Annotated in this window: 15 protein-coding genes; 14 read left to right on the top strand and 1 reads right to left on the bottom strand. The window is 64.8% G+C overall.

What is annotated here, in order from left to right; all coding sequences use genetic code 11:
- Positions 1–93 precede the first annotated feature (93 nt).
- Positions 94–924 (bottom strand): bifunctional hydroxymethylpyrimidine kinase/phosphomethylpyrimidine kinase, encoded by an 831-nt coding sequence (gene thiD, locus HF027_RS11375; protein ID WP_168015752.1) that lies wholly within the window; start codon positions 922–924, stop codon positions 94–96.
- Between the two features lie 63 nt (positions 925–987).
- On the opposite strand from thiD, the gene HF027_RS11370 reads away from it, so the two are divergent.
- The 14 genes from HF027_RS11370 (at position 988) to nuoN (ending at position 16,683) form a co-directional block, all read left to right on the top strand.
- Positions 988–1,416, top strand: a complete 429-nt coding sequence (locus tag HF027_RS11370; protein WP_168015750.1) for a YqaA family protein — start codon at positions 988–990, stop codon at positions 1,414–1,416.
- A gap of 171 nt (positions 1,417–1,587) precedes the next feature.
- Complete coding sequence (gene ndhC / locus HF027_RS11365) at positions 1,588–1,995, top strand: NADH-quinone oxidoreductase subunit A (protein WP_168015748.1); 408 nt, start codon at positions 1,588–1,590, stop codon at positions 1,993–1,995.
- Between the two features lie 141 nt (positions 1,996–2,136).
- Positions 2,137–2,820 carry a NuoB/complex I 20 kDa subunit family protein gene (locus HF027_RS11360; protein ID WP_168015746.1) on the top strand — a complete coding sequence of 228 codons (684 nt, stop codon included), beginning with the start codon at positions 2,137–2,139 and terminating at the stop codon, positions 2,818–2,820.
- Positions 2,821–2,861: 41 nt separating this feature from the next.
- On the top strand, positions 2,862–4,646 hold the full coding sequence (nuoC, locus tag HF027_RS11355) for an NADH-quinone oxidoreductase subunit C/D (RefSeq protein WP_168015744.1): 1,785 nt from the start codon (positions 2,862–2,864) through the stop codon (positions 4,644–4,646).
- Position 4,647: 1 nt separating this feature from the next.
- Positions 4,648–5,157 (top strand): NADH-quinone oxidoreductase subunit NuoE, encoded by a 510-nt coding sequence (gene nuoE / locus HF027_RS11350; protein ID WP_168015742.1) that lies wholly within the window; start codon positions 4,648–4,650, stop codon positions 5,155–5,157.
- Positions 5,154–6,512 carry an NADH-quinone oxidoreductase subunit NuoF gene (nuoF, locus tag HF027_RS11345; protein ID WP_168015740.1) on the top strand — a complete coding sequence of 453 codons (1,359 nt, stop codon included), beginning with the start codon at positions 5,154–5,156 and terminating at the stop codon, positions 6,510–6,512. The genes nuoE and nuoF overlap by 4 nt, the downstream gene beginning before the upstream one ends.
- A 33-nt stretch (positions 6,513–6,545) precedes the next feature.
- The gene (gene nuoG, locus HF027_RS11340) at positions 6,546–9,332 is read left to right on the top strand and encodes an NADH-quinone oxidoreductase subunit NuoG (RefSeq protein WP_168015738.1); all 2,787 of its coding nucleotides are present in this window, start codon (positions 6,546–6,548) and stop codon (positions 9,330–9,332) included.
- Complete coding sequence (nuoH, locus tag HF027_RS11335; protein WP_168015735.1) at positions 9,329–10,309, top strand: NADH-quinone oxidoreductase subunit NuoH; 981 nt, start codon at positions 9,329–9,331, stop codon at positions 10,307–10,309. The genes nuoG and nuoH overlap by 4 nt, the downstream gene beginning before the upstream one ends.
- A 31-nt stretch (positions 10,310–10,340) precedes the next feature.
- The gene (gene nuoI, locus HF027_RS11330; protein WP_168015733.1) at positions 10,341–10,880 is read left to right on the top strand and encodes an NADH-quinone oxidoreductase subunit NuoI; all 540 of its coding nucleotides are present in this window, start codon (positions 10,341–10,343) and stop codon (positions 10,878–10,880) included.
- A gap of 13 nt (positions 10,881–10,893) precedes the next feature.
- Complete coding sequence (gene nuoJ, locus HF027_RS11325) at positions 10,894–11,439, top strand: NADH-quinone oxidoreductase subunit J (RefSeq protein ID WP_168015731.1); 546 nt, start codon at positions 10,894–10,896, stop codon at positions 11,437–11,439.
- On the top strand, positions 11,436–11,744 hold the full coding sequence (gene nuoK, locus HF027_RS11320; RefSeq protein WP_168015729.1) for an NADH-quinone oxidoreductase subunit NuoK: 309 nt from the start codon (positions 11,436–11,438) through the stop codon (positions 11,742–11,744). Before nuoJ ends, nuoK begins: the two co-directional genes overlap by 4 nt.
- 10 nt (positions 11,745–11,754) lie before the next feature.
- On the top strand, positions 11,755–13,614 hold the full coding sequence (nuoL, locus tag HF027_RS11315) for an NADH-quinone oxidoreductase subunit L (protein WP_168015727.1): 1,860 nt from the start codon (positions 11,755–11,757) through the stop codon (positions 13,612–13,614).
- Positions 13,615–13,693: 79 nt separating this feature from the next.
- Positions 13,694–15,238, top strand: a complete 1,545-nt coding sequence (gene nuoM / locus HF027_RS11310) for an NADH-quinone oxidoreductase subunit M (protein WP_168015725.1) — start codon at positions 13,694–13,696, stop codon at positions 15,236–15,238.
- Positions 15,235–16,683, top strand: a complete 1,449-nt coding sequence (nuoN, locus tag HF027_RS11305; RefSeq protein WP_168015723.1) for an NADH-quinone oxidoreductase subunit NuoN — start codon at positions 15,235–15,237, stop codon at positions 16,681–16,683. The genes nuoM and nuoN overlap by 4 nt, the downstream gene beginning before the upstream one ends.
- Positions 16,684–16,712: the final 29 nt, after the last annotated feature.

Raw genomic sequence — 16,712 nt, 5'->3', positions numbered from 1 at the left:
CTGGCTCAAGCGCTACCCATGCCTCTTGCCGAGCCAGGCCTTTCACCTTTCACGCTTTTCGAAGCCTCCCTCTTCTCATTATTCGCTCGCGAGTTACCACCAGGCATGAAAATGATGGACCGGGCCGCGGCCCTTGCCGATCTGCAGACGCTGGCTGGCTTCCAGTGCGGCATGCAGCCAGCGCTTGGCCTCGCCGATGGCCTCGACGATGGCGGCTTGGGAGGCGCCTTCCGGCAGGCGCGACAGCTGGGCGGCGATCGCCGAGGATAGCGCACAGCCGGTGCCATGCAGGTTGTCGGTCGCCAGTCGAGGCGCCGGTAGCCAGGTGCTGTCGGTGGGTGTCGCCAACAGATCCGGGCAGGCGGTACCCGCAAGGTGCCCGCCCTTGAGTAGCACATAGGGCGCCTTGAGTGCCTGCAGGCCGGGCAGCATCGCCTCCATGGCGTCGGAGTCGTGAGGCACCTCGCTACCGAGCAATACCGCGGCCTCGGGCAGGTTGGGGGTAATCACATCAGCGAGTGGCACCAGCACCTCGCGGACCGCTCCTATGCCCTCGGCATCGACCAGGATATCGCCACTCTTGGCGACCATCACCGGATCGAGCACGATCCAGCGGGGGCGGCGCCGAATCAGGGCATCGCGGATCGTTTCGGCGACGTCGCGGCTGGCCACCATGCCGATCTTGACGGCATCGATGTGAACATCGTCGAGCAGATTATCGAGCTGCTCGCGGATGACCTCGGCAGGCATCGGGTGAACGCTTGCCACCCCGCGGGTATTCTGGGCGATCACCGCGGTGATGACATTGGTCGCGTAGGTGCCGAGGGCCGAGAGCGTCTTGATATCACCCTGCAGACCGGCGCCTCCCGAGGGGTCGGAGCCGGCGATGGTCAGGGTATGAGGAATGCGGGAGGAGATAGACATCGTGGCATCGTCTTGTAGCCGGAAAACGCCGCCAAGCATACGCCAGTCGCGGCGCTTCCGGCCATGCTAAGCCTCTTTCTGGTGGCACTGGCCAGCGCCACCCTGCTGCCTGGGGGCTCCGAGCTGTGGCTGGCACGGCTGTGGTGCCAGGGCGAGCCGGTGCTGGCGCTGTGGAGCCTGGCTACCGCCGGCAACACCCTGGGCAGTCTGATCAACGTCGCCCTGGGGCGCTACGCTCGCCGCTATCAGCATCGGCGCTGGTTTCCGGCCTCGCCCCGGGGGCTGGCGCGAGCCGAGCGGGGATATCGGCGCTTCGGTGAGGCGAGCCTGCTGTTGTCCTGGGTGCCGGTCATCGGTGACCCGCTGACGGTATTGGCCGGTATCTTCCGCTTGCCCTGGTGGCGGGCCACGCTGTGGATTCTGATCGCCAAGGGCGGTCGCTACGCGCTGCTCTTGTGGTTGGCCGATGCCTGGCTGGCCCCCGTGTGCTGATCGTTAGCCCCCCCCTTCTCTGCGGGTTCTGACAAAAGACTAATTCTCTCCTAGGGTTAAGTGGGTGCCAAGTGAAAGCACCCCGGTGGGCCGAGCCCTACCACGTCGACCCAGAGCAGCGTCATCGACGTGACCCCATAGCCGCGATGATTCTCAGCCAGAGGGAGCGCCATGAGTCAGCAAGCTACCGCCGCGTTCGCCGAGCAGTGGGCCGTGGGCTTGTTCATCGTTGCCGTCCTGTTTCTCTGTGCCCTCATGGTCGGCGTTTCCAGCTTGTTGGGTGGTCGCAGCAAGGGGCCTGGCAAGTCGCTACCCTTTGAGTCCGGCATCATCGGTGCCGGCAGGGCCCGCCAACGTTTCTCCGTCCAGTTCTATATGGTCGCGATGCTCTTCGTGATCTTCGATATCGAAGCGGTATTCCTGTTTGCCTGGGCCGTGTCGGTCCGCGAAGTGGGCTGGTTCGGCTTTGCCGGCGCGGCGATCTTTATCGTCGTGTTGCTGGCCGGCCTGGTCTATGACAGCCGGGTCGGTGCGCTCGACTGGGCGCCGACGCCCCGGTCGCGCGACCCCGGTTCCTGAGCCGTATCGCCGGCACCCTCGTGAGGCGCCTATTCGCTGGTCCCGGGCCAGTGTCCATGATCGCCACATGCATTCGCCGCCCCATGTCTTACCGGGGCCAGAAAACCCGGCCGCTGAGTGGCCGTTGGCTGGAGGAGTGACATGAGCTATACCCTGACGCGCGCTGAAGGAGACGGCCCGACGGGTGACGCACGCTTCCCGCTGGGCGATCGCCAACGTATCGAGGATGACCCGCTCAAGCAGCAGCTGCAGCGCAATGTCTTCACCGGCAAGCTCGAGGAGGTGCTCAACTCGGCCGTCAATTGGGGGCGCAAGAATTCGTTATGGCCCTACAACTTTGGGTTGTCGTGCTGCTACGTGGAGATGACCACGGCGTTCACCGCGCCTCACGACATCGCCCGCTTCGGCGCCGAAGTGATCCGGGCCTCGCCGCGGCAGGCGGATTTCATGGTCATCGCCGGCACTTGCTTCATCAAGATGGCGCCGGTTATCCAGCAGCTCTACGACCAGATGCTCGAACCCAAGTGGGTGATCTCGATGGGCTCCTGCGCCAATTCGGGGGGCATGTACGACATCTATTCGGTCGTCCAGGGGGTCGACAAGTTCCTGCCGGTCGATGTGTACGTGCCGGGCTGTCCGCCGCGTCCTGAGGCCTTTCTGCAAGGGTTGCAGCTGCTGCAAGACTCGATTCAGGAGGAGCGCCGCCCGCTTTCCTGGGTGATCGGTGACCAGGGTGTCTATCGTGTCGAAATGCCCTCACAGCGCGAAAAGCACCGCTCACAGCGTATTCAGGCGACCGAACTGCGCACACCCGACAGCATCTGACGTGCGACCCGCCCACTAGCCGCAGGAGTTTGCCGACGTTCATGAGCGCTGACATATCGACAACCGAGCACTCGGCCGCCGGAGCCATCGACGACCCCGTCGTCGCGGCGCTCAAGCAGCACTTCGGCGAGCATGCCATCATCGAGCAGGCCACCCTGACGGGGTTGCCGGTGCTGTGGCTGTCTCGAGAGGTACTGGTCGAGGCATTGCGCCTGTTGCGCGACATGTCCGAGCCCTTCGAGATGCTCTATGACCTCTCGGCGACCGACGAGCGGTTGCGTACTCATCGCCAGGGCTTGCCCGATGCCGACTTCACGGTCTTCTATCACCTGCTTTCGGTGACACGTAATCGTGATGTATTGCTCAAGGTGGCGCTGCATGAAGCCGACCTGTCACTGCCCAGCTGCGTGTCCCTCTATCCCAACGCCAACTGGTACGAGCGTGAGGTGTGGGACATGTTCGGCATCGGCTTCGCCGGTCACCCTCACCTGTCCCGGATTCTCATGCCCCCCACCTGGCAGGGACATCCGCTGCGCAAGGACCACGGCGCCCGGGCCACCGAGTTCGATCCCTATACCCTGACCGTCGAAGGCCAGGAGGTCGAACAACACGCGCTGCAGTTCAAGCCCGAGGATTGGGGCATGAAGCGAGGCAACGCGGATACCGAGTTCATGTTTCTCAACCTCGGGCCTAACCATCCTTCGGCGCACGGCGCCTTCCGTCTGGTGCTGCAACTCGATGGTGAGGAGATCGTCGACTGCGTGCCGGACATCGGCTATCACCACCGCGGCGCCGAGAAAATGGCCGAGCGCCAGACCTGGCACAGCTTCATTCCCTACACCGACCGGATCGATTACACCGGTGGGGTGATGAACAACTTCCCCTACGTGCTGGCGGTGGAGAAGCTCGCTGGCATCGAGGTGCCCGAGCGGGTCAAGACCATCCGCGTGATGATGGCCGAGATGTTTCGCATCACCAGCCACCTGCTGTTCCTCGGTACCTACCTGCAGGACCTGGGGGCGATGTCGCCGGTGTTCTTCACCTTCACCGACCGCCAGAAGGCCTATGAGGTGATCGAGGCGATCACCGGCTCGCGCATGCATCCCGCCTGGTTCCGTATCGGCGGTACGGCGATGGATTTACCACGGGGGTGGGAGACCCTGATGCAGGGCTTCCTCGATTGGATGCCCAAACGGCTGCGCGAATACGAACGATCGATGATGGAGAACGCCATCGTTCGCGATCGTACCCGCCATGTCGCGGCCTTCACCACTCGCGAGGCACTGGCCTGGGGCGTCACCGGCCCCAACCTGCGCGCCACCGGCTGCGACTTCGACCTGCGCAAGAAACGCCCTTACGGCGGCTACGAGCACTTCGACTTCGAGGTGCCGCTGGGCAGCAACGGCGATGCCTTCGATCGCGGCCAGCTACGTATCGAAGAGATGCGCCAGAGCCTCAGGATCATCCAGCAGTGTGTCGATCATATGCCGGCCGGCGACTACAAGGCCGATCATCCGCTGACCACGCCGCCCCCGCGGGAGCGGATGCTTGAGCACATCGAGACCCTGATCACCCACTTCCTGCAGGTGTCCTGGGGGCCGGTGCTCAAGCCCAACGAGTCGCTCTCGATGATCGAGGCGACCAAGGGCATCAACAGCTACTACCTGACCAGTGACGGTAACACCATGAGCTACCGCACGCGTATCCGTACGCCGAGTTTCCCGCACTTGCAGCAGATTCCGGCGGTGATGCGCGGCGGCTTCGTGCCCGACCTGATTGCTCATCTGGGCAGTATCGATTTTGTGATGGCCGACGTGGATCGCTGACATGAATGAGACCGCACAGCACATCGCCAGTGACGGCGAAGGCTTCACCCTTGTCGACGAGGATCGCCGGGCGATCGCGCATGAGCGCGATCACTACGAGCAGCCCCAGGCGGCCTGCATCGAAGCGCTGAAGATCGTCCAGCGCCGCCACGGCTGGGTGCCCGACGCGGCGATCCCCGCCATCGCCGAGGTGCTGGGCGTGGGGCCCGCCTCCGTCGAGGGGGTGGCGACCTTCTACAGCCTGATCTTTCGACAGCCGGTGGGGCGCCACGTGATTCTGGTCTGCGACAGCAGCTCCTGTTTTCTCAACGACTACGATGAATTACTCGAGGCGTTGTCGGCACGGCTCGGTATCGGCCTTGGCCAGACCACCGAGGACGGCCGCTTCACGTTGTTGCCGGTGTGCTGTCTGGGGGCCTGTGACCGTGGCCCGGCGCTGATGGTCGATGACGATACCTACGGCCCCGTCGCGCCCGACGACCTGGCCGACCTGCTGGAGGGCTATGCATGAGCGTGAGACGTTATCACTGCCAGCTGCGTCAGAGCGCCACCGAGCGTCGCGCCGATACCCACCCGCTGACCTGGCGGTTGCGCGAGGACCGCGCCATGGTCGGGCTCGATGAGTATCTGGACAAGGGCGGCTACGCCGCCGCGCGCGAGGTGCTTGGCAAGCAGTCGCCTGATGATGTGATCGCCACCATGAAGGAAGCCAACGTGCGCGGTCGCGGTGGCGCCGGTTTCTCGGCGGGCATGAAATGGAGCCTGACCATGAAGGGCCCGGGCATTCCGCGCGGTTATCTGGTCTGTAACGCCGACGAGATGGAACCAGGCACCTTCAAGGATCGACTGCTGCTCGAACAGCAGCCGCACCTGTTGATCGAGGGCATGATCATCGGCGGCTACGCCAACCACTCGCGCTTTGGCTACATCTTCCTGCGCGGTGAATATATCGAGGCCGCGCGTGCCCTGAGCCGCGCACTGGAAGAGGCGCGTGCCGCCGGCTGGCTGGGCAACGACATCGCCGGTAGCGGCTATGACTTCGACATCGCCCTGCACACCGGCGCCGGTCGCTACATCTGCGGCGAGGAGACGGCGCTGATCAGCTCGCTGCAGGGCCATCGCGCCAACCCGCGGACCAAGCCGCCGTTTCCCGGTCAGTCGGGCGCCTGGGGTAAGCCGACCGTGGTCAACAACGTCGAGACCTTGTGCAATGCACCGGCGGTGATGCGCCACGGCGCCGAGTGGTATCAGGGGCTGTCCGGTAGCTTGAGCGAGGATGGCGGGACCAAGCTCTACGGCGTCTCCGGCAAGGTCAATAAGCCGGGGTTGTGGGAATTGCCGATCGGCACCCCCGGCAGCGAGCTGCTCGAGCTTGCCGGCGGCATGCGCGACAACCGGGCCCTCAAGACCTGGCTGCCGGGCGGTGGCAGCACCGGCTTTTTGTTGCCCGAGCATCTCGATGAAGCGCTCGACTTCGACACCATCGGCCAACTGGGCAGTCGCATGGGCACCGGGCTTTTGACGGTGATCAACGAGGATCAGCGCGTGCTGTCGCTGGTACGCAATCTCGAGCAGTTCTTCGCCCGCGAGTCGTGCGGCTGGTGTACGCCGTGTCGCGATGGGCTGCCGTGGACCGTCAAGCTGCTCCAGTCGCTCGAGCGTGGCGAGGGTGAGCAGGGCGATCTGGACATGCTCGACAAGCTAGGCAGCGATCTGGGGCCGGGCAAGACGTTCTGCGCCCATGCGCCGGGCGCGGCGATGCCCTTGCAGTCAGCGCTGAAGTACTTTCGCGATGAATTTGAACGTGGCATCGCGCATCCGCCACACCCCGTCCAAGCCAACCCGATTCCGGCGGGTGAGGCATGAGCGGTTTCCTTCACCCCAAGGCGAGGTAATGGGATGGCGACGATTCACGTGGATGGGAAGCGCTACGACGTCGACGGGGCGGATAACCTCCTCAGTGCCTGCCTGTCGCTCGGCCTCGATGTGCCCTATTTCTGCTGGCATCCGGCGATGGGCAGCGTCGGCGCCTGTCGCCAGTGCGCGGTCAAACAGTACAAGGACGCCGACGACACCCAGGGCATGCTGGTGATGTCGTGCATGACGCCGGCCAGTGATGACAGCTGGATCTCGATCGAGGATGAGGAAGCGAAGGAATTTCGCTCAAGCGTCATCGAGTGGCTAATGATCAACCACCCCCACGACTGCCCGGTATGCGAAGAGGGCGGCCACTGTCACCTGCAGGACATGACGGTGATGACCGGTCACGACCGGCGGCGCTATCGCTTTCGCAAGCGTACCCATCGCAATCAGTATCTGGGCCCGTTCGTTGCCCACGAGATGAATCGCTGCATCACCTGCTATCGCTGTGTGCGCTTCTACCGTGACTACGCCGGCGGCGCCGATCTCGGCGCCTTCGGTGCCAACAGCAATATCTATTTCGGTCGTCATCAGGAGGGTGTGCTCGAGAGCCCCTTCTCGGGCAATCTCACCGAGGTCTGTCCTACCGGGGTGTTCACCGACAAGACCCACGCCGAGCGCTATACCCGCAAGTGGGACCTGCAGTTCGCACCGAGCATCTGCCAGCAGTGTGCGGTGGGCTGCAACATAAGCCCCGGCGAGCGCTATGGCGACATTCGCCGCATCGAGAATCGCTATAACGGCGAGGTCAATCGCTACTTCCTGTGCGACCGCGGCCGTTTCGGTTATGGCTACGTCAATCGCCGTGATCGCCCGGTGCGCCCCGAGTGGCGCCGTGATCGAGGCGATACCCCGGTGACGCTGGACGTCGATGCGGCGCTGGATCTCGGCGCCGACCGGTTGCGCAGCGCGCGCCGGGTGATCGGCATCGGCTCGCCGCGGGCGAGTCTTGAAAGTAACCACCAGCTATGTGAGCTGGTCGGCGAGGGGCAGTTCTCGACAGGCATCGCCGCCCAGGAGCAGGCCTGCCTTGCGGCCATGCAGACCCTCAACCAGACCTGTGGACTGCCCACTCCGACGCTGCGCGATATCGAGAACCACGACGCCGTCCTGGTGCTGGGCGAGGACCTGATCGCGAGCGCCGCCCGGGTCGGCCTGGCGGTACGTCAGGCCGCCTATGCGCGGCGCACCGAGCTGGCCGGCGAGCGCGATATCCCGGCCTGGAATGATGAGGCGGTCAAGACGCTTGGCCAGGACAGCTATCATCCCCTGTTCATCGCCTATCCGACCACCACCGGGCTCGACGACGTCAGCGAAGCGAGTTGGGGACTGGCGCCGAATGACATCGCCCGGCTGGGTTTCGCCGTGGCGCATGCCATCGATGCCGGCGCACCGGCGGTTGAGGGGCTCGACGAGGCGACCCGCGAGGCGGCGGCTGATATCGCCGCACGCTTGATGGCCGCCAAGCGCCCCCTGGTGATCGGCGGTGGCTCACTGGGCTCGGTGGCGGTGATCGAGGCGGTCGGCAACGTCGCCCGTGCGCTTGCTCGCCGCGCGAAGCGAGCAAGCCTGCTGCTGGTGCGCGGCGAGGCCAACAGCACCGGCCTTGCGATGATGGGCGGCCAGTCGCTTGAGTGGGCGCTTGATGAGCTCAGCGAACGGCGCGCCGATGCCGTGGTGATCCTCGAGAATGATCTTTATCAGCGCTTGCCCGGGGCGCGGATTGAGGCGGCGCTTTTTACGGCGGACACGGTGCTGGTGCTCGACCACCAGCGCACCGCCACTTGGCAGTACGCCCACCTGGGTCTGCCTGCGGCGGCCTTCACCGAAGGCGATGGCACCCTGGTCAGCCTCGAGGGGCGCGCCCAGCGCTTCTTCCAGGTCTTCGATCCCCGCTATAGCCGCCCCGAGACGCGCATTCACGAGAGCTGGCGCTGGCTGCATGCGCTGCGTGCCGGCATGCGGCGTCACGCCGTCGGCGAGATCACGCTCGATGGGGTGATCCAGGCCGTGGCCGAGCGTTACCCCGCCCTGGGCGCCATCCGTGATGCCGCACCGGGGGCCGATTATCGGGTACGGGGGCTCAAGCTGGCCCGCGAGCCGCATCGTTACAGCGGACGTACCGCGATGCGCGCGCATATCGACGTCAGCGAACCGCGCACCCCGCAGGACCCGGACTCGCCTTTCACCTTCTCGATGGAGGGCTTCAATGGTTTTGACCGGCCGCGCGAGGAGGTCGCCTTTGCCTGGGCGCCGGGCTGGAATTCACCGCAGGCCTGGAACAAGTTCACCGATGAAGTCGGCGGCCACCTGCGCGCTGGCGACCCCGGCGTGCGTCTGCTGATCCCGCGCCCCGGCCACTATCGCTACGCCGACGCCACTCCACCGGCATTCGCTGCCCGCGATGATGTCTGGCAGGTGGTGGTCCTGCCGCGGCTGTTCGGCGGCGACGAGACCTCGTCTCGCGCCGAGCCGATCATCGAGCGCGCTGGCCCGGCGGTGCTCACGCTCTCCGCCGATGACGCGGCGCGCCTTGGGGGTGAGAAGGGCAGGCGGCTTCGCGTGGCCGGTGCCGCGGGAGGCATCACGCTGCCGGTCCGTCTCGACCCGTCCCTGCCGGCGGGCATGGTGGGCGTACCCGCCGGGCTGACGGCGGTGCTCGCTAGTGGCGAGTGGGTGCGGCTGAGTCATGACGTCGAGGCGACCGAGCACGCTGGGACCGCCCCTGCATCGCATACCCGTGATGACGCAGGAGATCGCCCATGAACGGGTTATCACCTCAGGTTGCCGCCGCCCTGATGGCCATGCTGCAGGCCGTGGTGATCCTGCTTGGTGCGGTGCTGCTGGGCGCGGTGATGACCGTGGTCGAGCGCCGCCTGCTGGGGCTGTGGCAGGATCGCCACGGGCCGAACCGGGTCGGCCCCTTCGGTTCGCTGCAGCTGATCGCCGACATGCTCAAGATCGTCTTCAAGGAGGACTGGATTCCCCCGTTCGCCGATCGCACGCTCTTTGTGCTGGCGCCGGCGATCGCCATGGCCTCCTTGCTGCTGTCGTTCATCATCATCCCCATCACCCCCGGCTGGGGCGTGGCCGACTTCAACATCGGTCTGCTGTTCTTCCTGGCCATGGCCGGTATCAACGTCTATGCGGTGCTGTTCGGTGGCTGGTCGAGCGGCAACAAGTATGCCCTGCTGGGCGCCATGCGCGCCTCGGCGCAGACCCTCTCCTATGAGGTGTTCATGGGGCTTTCATTGATGGGCGTGGTAGCGATAGCGGGGTCGTTCAACATGCGCGAGATCGTCAACGCCCAGCAAGGCCTCTGGTTCGTGATTCCCCAGTTTTTCGGTTTCTGTACCTTCCTTATTGCCGGTATCGCGGTGACTCACCGCCACCCGTTCGACCAGCCCGAAGCCGAGCAGGAACTGGCCGACGGCTACCACATCGAGTACTCGGGCATGAAGTTCGGGATGTTCTTCATCGGTGAATACGTCGGCATGGTGCTGGTGTCGGTACTGATCGTCACGCTGTTCTTCGGCGGCTGGCATGGGCCCTGGCTACCACCGATCGTCTGGTTCGCGCTCAAGACGAGCTTCTTCCTGCTGCTCTTTGTCCTGTTGCGCGCCGCGCTGCCGCGACCGCGTTACGACCGGGTGATGAGTTTCGGCTGGAAGGTCTGCCTGCCGCTGACCCTGATCAATCTGCTGGTGACCGGGGCGGTGATCCTGGTCGTCGACCCCCTGTGACGCCAACCGCTATGACGGAGGAGGAAGGGCCATGCTGAAGAAGGTGTTGACGGGCACCGTCTCCCAGCTGCGCACGCTGGGCATGATTTTCATGCACAGCTTTCGCAAGCGCGAGACGCTCAACTACCCCGAGGAACCGCTCCAGTTGCCGCCCCGCTACCGGGGGCGAATCGTGCTGACCCGCGACCCCGACGGCGAGGAGCGCTGCGTGGCGTGCAACCTGTGTGCGGTGGCCTGCCCGGTGGCCTGTATCTCGCTGCAGAAGGGTGAGCAGGAAGACGGTCGCTGGTATCCCGAGTTCTTCCGCATCAATTTTTCGCGCTGCATCTTCTGTGGCATGTGCGAGGAGGCCTGTCCGACCTCGGCGATCCAGCTCACCCCGGATGTCGAGATGGGTGAGTACCGGCGCCAGGAGCTGGTCTACGAGAAGGAGGACCTGTTGATCAACGGCCCGGGCAAGGACCATGACTACCACTTCTACAAGGTGGCGGGCATGGCGATTGCCGGCAAGGACAAGGGCAAGGCGCAGAACGAGGCCGAGCCTGTCGACGTCAAGACCCTGCTGCCCTGACGGGAAGAATGACATGGAAATTGCATTTTATCTGAGTGGACTGGTGGCGGTGCTGGCGACGCTTGGGGTGATCACCAACACCAACCCGGTGCATGCGCTGCTCTACCTGATCGTCTCCTTGATCGCGGTGGCGCTGGTGTTCTGTGCGCTGGGCGCGCCCTTTGCCGGGGCGCTGGAGGTGATCGTCTATGCCGGGGCGATCATGGTGCTATTCGTGTTCGTGGTGATGATGCTCAACCTCAGTGACACCGTGGAGGCGCAGGAGCGGGCCTGGCTCAAGCCGCGCATCTGGCTGGGGCCCTCGGTGCTATCCGGTGTCCTGCTGCTGACGCTGATCGCCATCCTGTGGCTGGGTGATGGGGGGCGCGTCATCGAAGGAGAAACGCTGACCGCCAAGGCGGTGGGCTCGATCCTGTTCGGCCCCTGGCTGCTAGTCGTCGAACTGGCCGCCATGCTGCTGCTGGCGGCACTGGTCACGGCGTCGCACGTCGGGCGGTTGTCGTCGCCCGCCGGGTCTGCCGGGCGTCGCGAGCCTGACGCTCGCAAGGAGGCGTCATGAGTGGAGTCCCCATGGAGCACGGCCTGGTGCTGGCCTCGATCCTGTTCGCGCTGGGCATCGCCGGCCTGATCTGTCGCCGCAACATGGTGTTCGTGCTGATGAGCCTTGAGATCATGCTCAATGCCGCAGCACTTGCATTCATCGTCGGCGGTACGGCCTGGGGGCAACCCGAGGGCCAGGCGATGTTCCTGCTGGTGATCACCCTGGCCGCGGCCGAGGCCAGCGTGGGACTGGCGCTGCTGATACAGCTGCACCATCGCTACAAGACCCTGGACGTGGACGCTGCCAACCGCATGCACGGATGAGGAACTGCCGATGTCGTTACTGCCGTTGACCTTTCTGCTGCCGCTCGCCGGCACCCTGGTCCTGGCGCTGTCACGGGGCCGTCTCGGGCCACGTTCCAGCGCGGTGGTTGGTGTCGTAAGCGTAGGCCTGGCGGCGCTGGTGACGGCGTGGATCGGCTGGCACTTCGTTGACAGTGGGGTGGGAGGTGTCGACATGACGCTGTGGACCTGGCTGTCGGTGGGCGATTTCCGCCCCACCATCGGCCTGCGTCTGGACGGCCTGTCTTTAACCATGATCGGTATCATTACCGGCGTCGGTTTCCTGATTCACCTGTTCGCCGCCTGGTATATGCAGGGCGAGGCGGGGGTGACCCGCTTCTTCGCTTTCATGAACCTGTTCGTGTTCAGCATGCTGTTGCTGGTGCTTGGCGACAACATGCTGTTGCTCTTCCTTGGCTGGGAAGGTGTCGGCCTGTGCAGCTACCTGTTGATCGGCTATTACTACTGGACTGAAGCCAACGGCTGGGCGGCCTTCAAGGCCTTCATCGTCACTCGCCTGGGCGACGTCTTCCTGGCGATCGGCCTGTTCCTGATGTTTCGCGAGCTGGGCACCCTGAATATCGCCGAGATACTGCAACGGGCACCAGAGGTGTGGGCCGAGGGTGCCTGGCAGGCCCAGCTGGCGGCGCTGCTGATTCTGGGTGGCGCACTCGGCAAGTCGGCGCAGCTGCCGCTTCACACCTGGCTTGCCGATGCCATGGCCGGCCCCACGCCGGTGTCGGCGCTGATCCATGCGGCGACCATGGTCACCGCCGGGGTCTATCTGATCGCCCGGCTGCACGGTGTCTTCGAGCTGGCACCGGGCGTGCTTTACCTGGTCGGCCTGATCGGTGCAGTTACGCTGCTGCTGGCCGGTTTCGCGGCCCTGGCCCAGACCGACATCAAGCGCGTGCTGGCCTATTCGACGATGAGCCAGATCGGTTACATGTTCCTGGCGCTGGGTGTGGGGGCCTACGACGCGGCGATCTTTCATCTGATGATGCATGGCTTCTTCAAGGCGTTGCTGTTCCTTTCCGCCGGTGCCGTGATCGTCAGTTGCCACCACGAACAGGACATGCGCCGTCTGGGCGGATTGTGGCGACGCCTGCCGCTGGCCTACGCCGGGTTCGTGGTTGGTGGGGCGGCATTGGCCGCATTGCCCCTGGTGACTGCCGGCTTCTACAGCAAGGACGAGATATTGTGGGAGGCGTTGGCCGCCGGCCATGGCGGACTGATGCTGGCCGGCCTGATCGGGGCCTTCTTGACCTCTCTGTACACCCTCAGGCTGATCATCGGCACCTTCCACGGCGAGATGAAGAGCGACAACGCCCGTCATGCCGAGCCCGGACGTGGCCTGGTGCATGGCTTGCCGCTGGTGGTGCTGGCGGTGCTGTCGACCTTCCTGGGGGCCTGGATCCATCCACCGCTCGAGGCCGTGTTGCCCACAAGCCCCGGCGCGGGCGTTCACGGTGCCGGCCACACGGTGCTTGGCATTGTCGCCGCCGCGACCTCACTGGTTGGCCTGGGCCTGGGGGCCTGGCTGTTCCTGACCCGCTGGCGCTGGCTTAGCGAGCGCGTGTCGACGGGATGGGCGGCGCGCCTGTGGTGGCTATGGCATAACGCCTGGGGCTTCGATATCGCCTACGACCGGCTGCTGGTAAGACCCTATCGCGGCCTGGTGCGATTGCTTGAAAGTGATCTCATCGATCGCCTGCTGTTGCTGGCGGCCTGGCTTGCCTGGGGGTTACATCGTGGCCTGAGCCTCACGCAGAGCGGCAAGATGCGTTATTACGCCGCCACCATGGCTGCCGGGGTGACGCTGGTACTGCTGGTCCTGGTCGTGAGCGGCTGATGCGCCTCAAGGCCGGCCGGGTGATGCGAACGCGCGGGAGAACGCAGATGATTCGACAACGACAGGGAATGCATCGCTTATGACGCTGCTCTGGCTGATCTTGATCCCCTTCATCGGGGGCCTGTTGTGCTGGCAGGGCGAGCGCTTCGGCGAACAGGCGCCGCGCTGGATCGCTCTGGGCACCATGCTGATGGTGCTCGCGATCACGCTGGGGCTGTGGTTTTACGGCGACTACCATCTGCCCTCACTCGATCCCCAGGGCGAGGCGGTGCGCTGGACGATGGAATGGCAGGTGGCCTGGATTCCACGCTTCGGGATCAGCATTCACCTCGCATTGGATGGCCTGTCGCTGGTGCTGATCGCGCTGACCGGCTTTCTGGGGATACTGGCGGTACTGTGCTCCTGGCACGAGATCGTGCACCGTGTCGGCTTCTTCCACCTCAACCTGCTGTGGATCCTCGGCGGGGTAGTCGGGGTCTTCCTGGCCATCGATCTCTTCCTGTTCTTCTTCTTCTGGGAAATGATGCTGGTGCCGATGTACTTCCTGATTGCCCTGTGGGGACACAGCGGCTCGAAAGGGCGCACCCGCATCCGCGCGGCGACCAAGTTCTTCATCTATACCCAGGCCAGCGGCCTGCTGATGCTGGTATCGATCCTCGGCCTGGTGTTCGCCAACCTCGCCCACACTGGGGAGTACTCCTTCGACTACGCAACTCTGATGCAGACGCCGCTCAGCGATGGCCTGGCGATGTGGCTGATGCTTGGCTTCTTTATCGCCTTCGCGGTCAAGCTGCCGGTCGTGCCGCTGCATGGTTGGCTGCCCGATGCGCATGCCCAGGCGCCGACCGCGGGCAGCGTCGATCTTGCCGGCATCCTGCTCAAGACTGCTGCCTACGGCATGCTGCGCTTCGCCTTGCCGCTGTTCCCCGAGGCCTCACAGGCGTTCGCGCCGGTGGCCATGGGGCTGGGGCTCCTCGGCATCTACTATGGCGCGTTGCTGGCCTGCGGCCAGCAGGATCTCAAGCGCCTGATCGCCTATACCAGCATCTCGCACATGGGATTCGTGCTGATCGGCATCTATGCCGGCACCGAGCTGGCCCTGCAGGGGGTCGTGATGCTGATGGTCGCCCACGCCTTCTCCGCGGCCGGGCTGTTCATCGTCAGCGGCCAGCTCTACGAGCGCCTGCACACGCGCGACATGCGTGAAATGGGCGGCCTGTGGGGGCGCCTGGGCAGCTTGCCCGGTTTCTCGCTGTTCTTCGTCGCTGCCTCGCTGGGCATGCCGGGTACCGCTAACTTCCTCGGCGAGATGATGATTCTCTTTGGCGCCTTCCCGCTGGTGCCCTGGGTGGTAGTGCTTGCCAGCGGCGGCCTGCTGCTGGCGGCGATCTACTCGCTGCTGCTGATGCAACGTGTGCACTTCGGCCCGCCCCAGGGCAAGGAGCACTTCGCCGATCTCGACCGCCGGGAGTACCTGATGATGTTGACCCTGACGGGGCTGGTGTTGCTGTTCGGGCTCTATCCGCAGCCGTTACTGGATACTACCGGTGCGGCGATGCTTGAGGTTCAGCAGTTGTTCGAGGGCGTGGCCCCCTTATCCTCGCTGGCCAAGGGGAATCAATGATGCTGACCACGACCCACCTGCTGGCCTTGATGCCGATCCTGCTGGTCTGTGCCACGGCGCTGGTGGTGATGCTGGGCATCGCCTGGCAGCGTCACCATACGGCGGTAGCGGTGGTCACGGTCGCCGGCTTGAGCCTGGCGCTGCTGTCGTTGATCGCCGTATGGGGCCTGGCGCCGCTGGCCACACCGATGTTGGCCATCGATGGCCTGAGTCTCTTCGCCGCGACCCTGATCCTGATGGCAGCACTTGCCTGCACGGCCCTTGGGCACGCCTACCTGGCGCACCACCAGGGGCCTCGTGAGGAGTTCTACCTGCTGCTTTTGTGCGCCACTGCGGGGGGCATGGTGCTGGCCGCCAGCACCCATCTCGCCACGCTGTTCCTCGGCCTTGAGCTGCTGTCGATGCCGCTCTACGGCATGCTCGCCTACACCTATCGCGAGCGACGCTCGCTTGAGGCCGGGATCAAGTACCTGGTGCTGTCAGCAGCGGCGACGGCCACGCTGTTGTTCGGCATGGCGCTACTCTACGCCGAGACCGGCCGGCTCGACTTCGCTGGTCTGACCGCGAGTCTAGCCGGGAGCCCAGGTGTCTGGAGTCTGGCGGGGGCTGGCCTGATGCTGGCGGGGTTGGGCTTCAAGCTGTCGGTGGTACCCTTCCATTTGTGGACGCCGGATGTCTACGAAGGCGGGCCAGGGCCTGCTGCGACCTTTCTTGCCACGGCCAGCAAGGTCGCGGTATTCGTGGTGCTGCTGCGGCTGATGCTGGCGGCCCCCGTTTTCGGCGAGGGCTGGCTGCATGGCGTGCTGGCGGTGATGGCAGTCCTGACCATGCTGGTCGGCAATCTGCTGGCGCTGACTCAGGCCAACCTCAAGCGGCTGCTCGGCTATTCGTCGATCGCGCATTTCGGCTACCTGCTGACCGCGCTGGTCATCGGAGAGGGGCTGGCGGTGGAGGCCAGCGGCATCTATCTGGTGGTCTATCTGTGCACGACCCTAGCGGCCTTCGGAGTAGTGACCCTCGTCTCTTCCCCCTACCATGGCGAGGACGCAGCGGTGTTGCACCACTATCGCGGCTTGTTCTGGCGTCGCCCCTATCTCACCGCGGTACTCACCGTGGCGCTGCTGTCGCTGGCCGGGATTCCCTTCACCGCGGGCTTTATCGGCAAGTTCTATATCATCGCGCTGGGCGTCGAGGCGGGGCGTTGGTGGCTGGTCGGCGGCGTGATCGCTGGCAGTGCCATCGGTCTCTTCTACTATCTGCGGGTGATGGTCACCCTCTACCTGACCGAGGCGGGCATGCAGCGCCGTGATGCCCCTGCCAATTGGGGGATGAGTGCGGGTGGCATCGTGGTGCTGGGGATGGCGGTGCTGATCGTCGTGTTGGGCATCTACCCGGCGCCGATGATCGACTGGGTCCAGGCCCTGGGCATGACCGCGACCGGTTAGGCTCATGGATAGCAGGCCGCCTCCTCACT

This window comes from Halomonas salinarum (assembly GCF_012062845.1).
In the GTDB taxonomy this organism is placed as follows: Bacteria; Pseudomonadota; Gammaproteobacteria; order Pseudomonadales; family Halomonadaceae; genus Onishia; species Onishia salinarum.
The sequence above is the reverse complement of the archived record's forward strand: the minus strand, read 5'-3'. Positions and strand labels throughout refer to the sequence as shown.

Bases quoted from the DNA above. Each gene is read 5' to 3' on its own strand.
- thiD (WP_168015752.1), bottom strand. From the start codon at position 924: ATGTCTATCTCCTCCCGCATTCCTCATACCCTGACCATCGCCGGCTCC.
- HF027_RS11370 (WP_168015750.1), top strand. From the start codon at position 988: ATGCTAAGCCTCTTTCTGGTGGCACTGGCCAGCGCCACCCTGCTGCCT.
- ndhC (WP_168015748.1), top strand. From the start codon at position 1,588: ATGAGTCAGCAAGCTACCGCCGCGTTCGCCGAGCAGTGGGCCGTGGGC.
- HF027_RS11360 (WP_168015746.1), top strand. From the start codon at position 2,137: ATGAGCTATACCCTGACGCGCGCTGAAGGAGACGGCCCGACGGGTGAC.
- nuoC (WP_168015744.1), top strand. From the start codon at position 2,862: ATGAGCGCTGACATATCGACAACCGAGCACTCGGCCGCCGGAGCCATC.
- nuoE (WP_168015742.1), top strand. From the start codon at position 4,648: ATGAATGAGACCGCACAGCACATCGCCAGTGACGGCGAAGGCTTCACC.
- nuoF (WP_168015740.1), top strand. From the start codon at position 5,154: ATGAGCGTGAGACGTTATCACTGCCAGCTGCGTCAGAGCGCCACCGAG.
- nuoG (WP_168015738.1), top strand. From the start codon at position 6,546: ATGGCGACGATTCACGTGGATGGGAAGCGCTACGACGTCGACGGGGCG.
- nuoH (WP_168015735.1), top strand. From the start codon at position 9,329: ATGAACGGGTTATCACCTCAGGTTGCCGCCGCCCTGATGGCCATGCTG.
- nuoI (WP_168015733.1), top strand. From the start codon at position 10,341: ATGCTGAAGAAGGTGTTGACGGGCACCGTCTCCCAGCTGCGCACGCTG.
- nuoJ (WP_168015731.1), top strand. From the start codon at position 10,894: ATGGAAATTGCATTTTATCTGAGTGGACTGGTGGCGGTGCTGGCGACG.
- nuoK (WP_168015729.1), top strand. From the start codon at position 11,436: ATGAGTGGAGTCCCCATGGAGCACGGCCTGGTGCTGGCCTCGATCCTG.
- nuoL (WP_168015727.1), top strand. From the start codon at position 11,755: ATGTCGTTACTGCCGTTGACCTTTCTGCTGCCGCTCGCCGGCACCCTG.
- nuoM (WP_168015725.1), top strand. From the start codon at position 13,694: ATGACGCTGCTCTGGCTGATCTTGATCCCCTTCATCGGGGGCCTGTTG.
- nuoN (WP_168015723.1), top strand. From the start codon at position 15,235: ATGATGCTGACCACGACCCACCTGCTGGCCTTGATGCCGATCCTGCTG.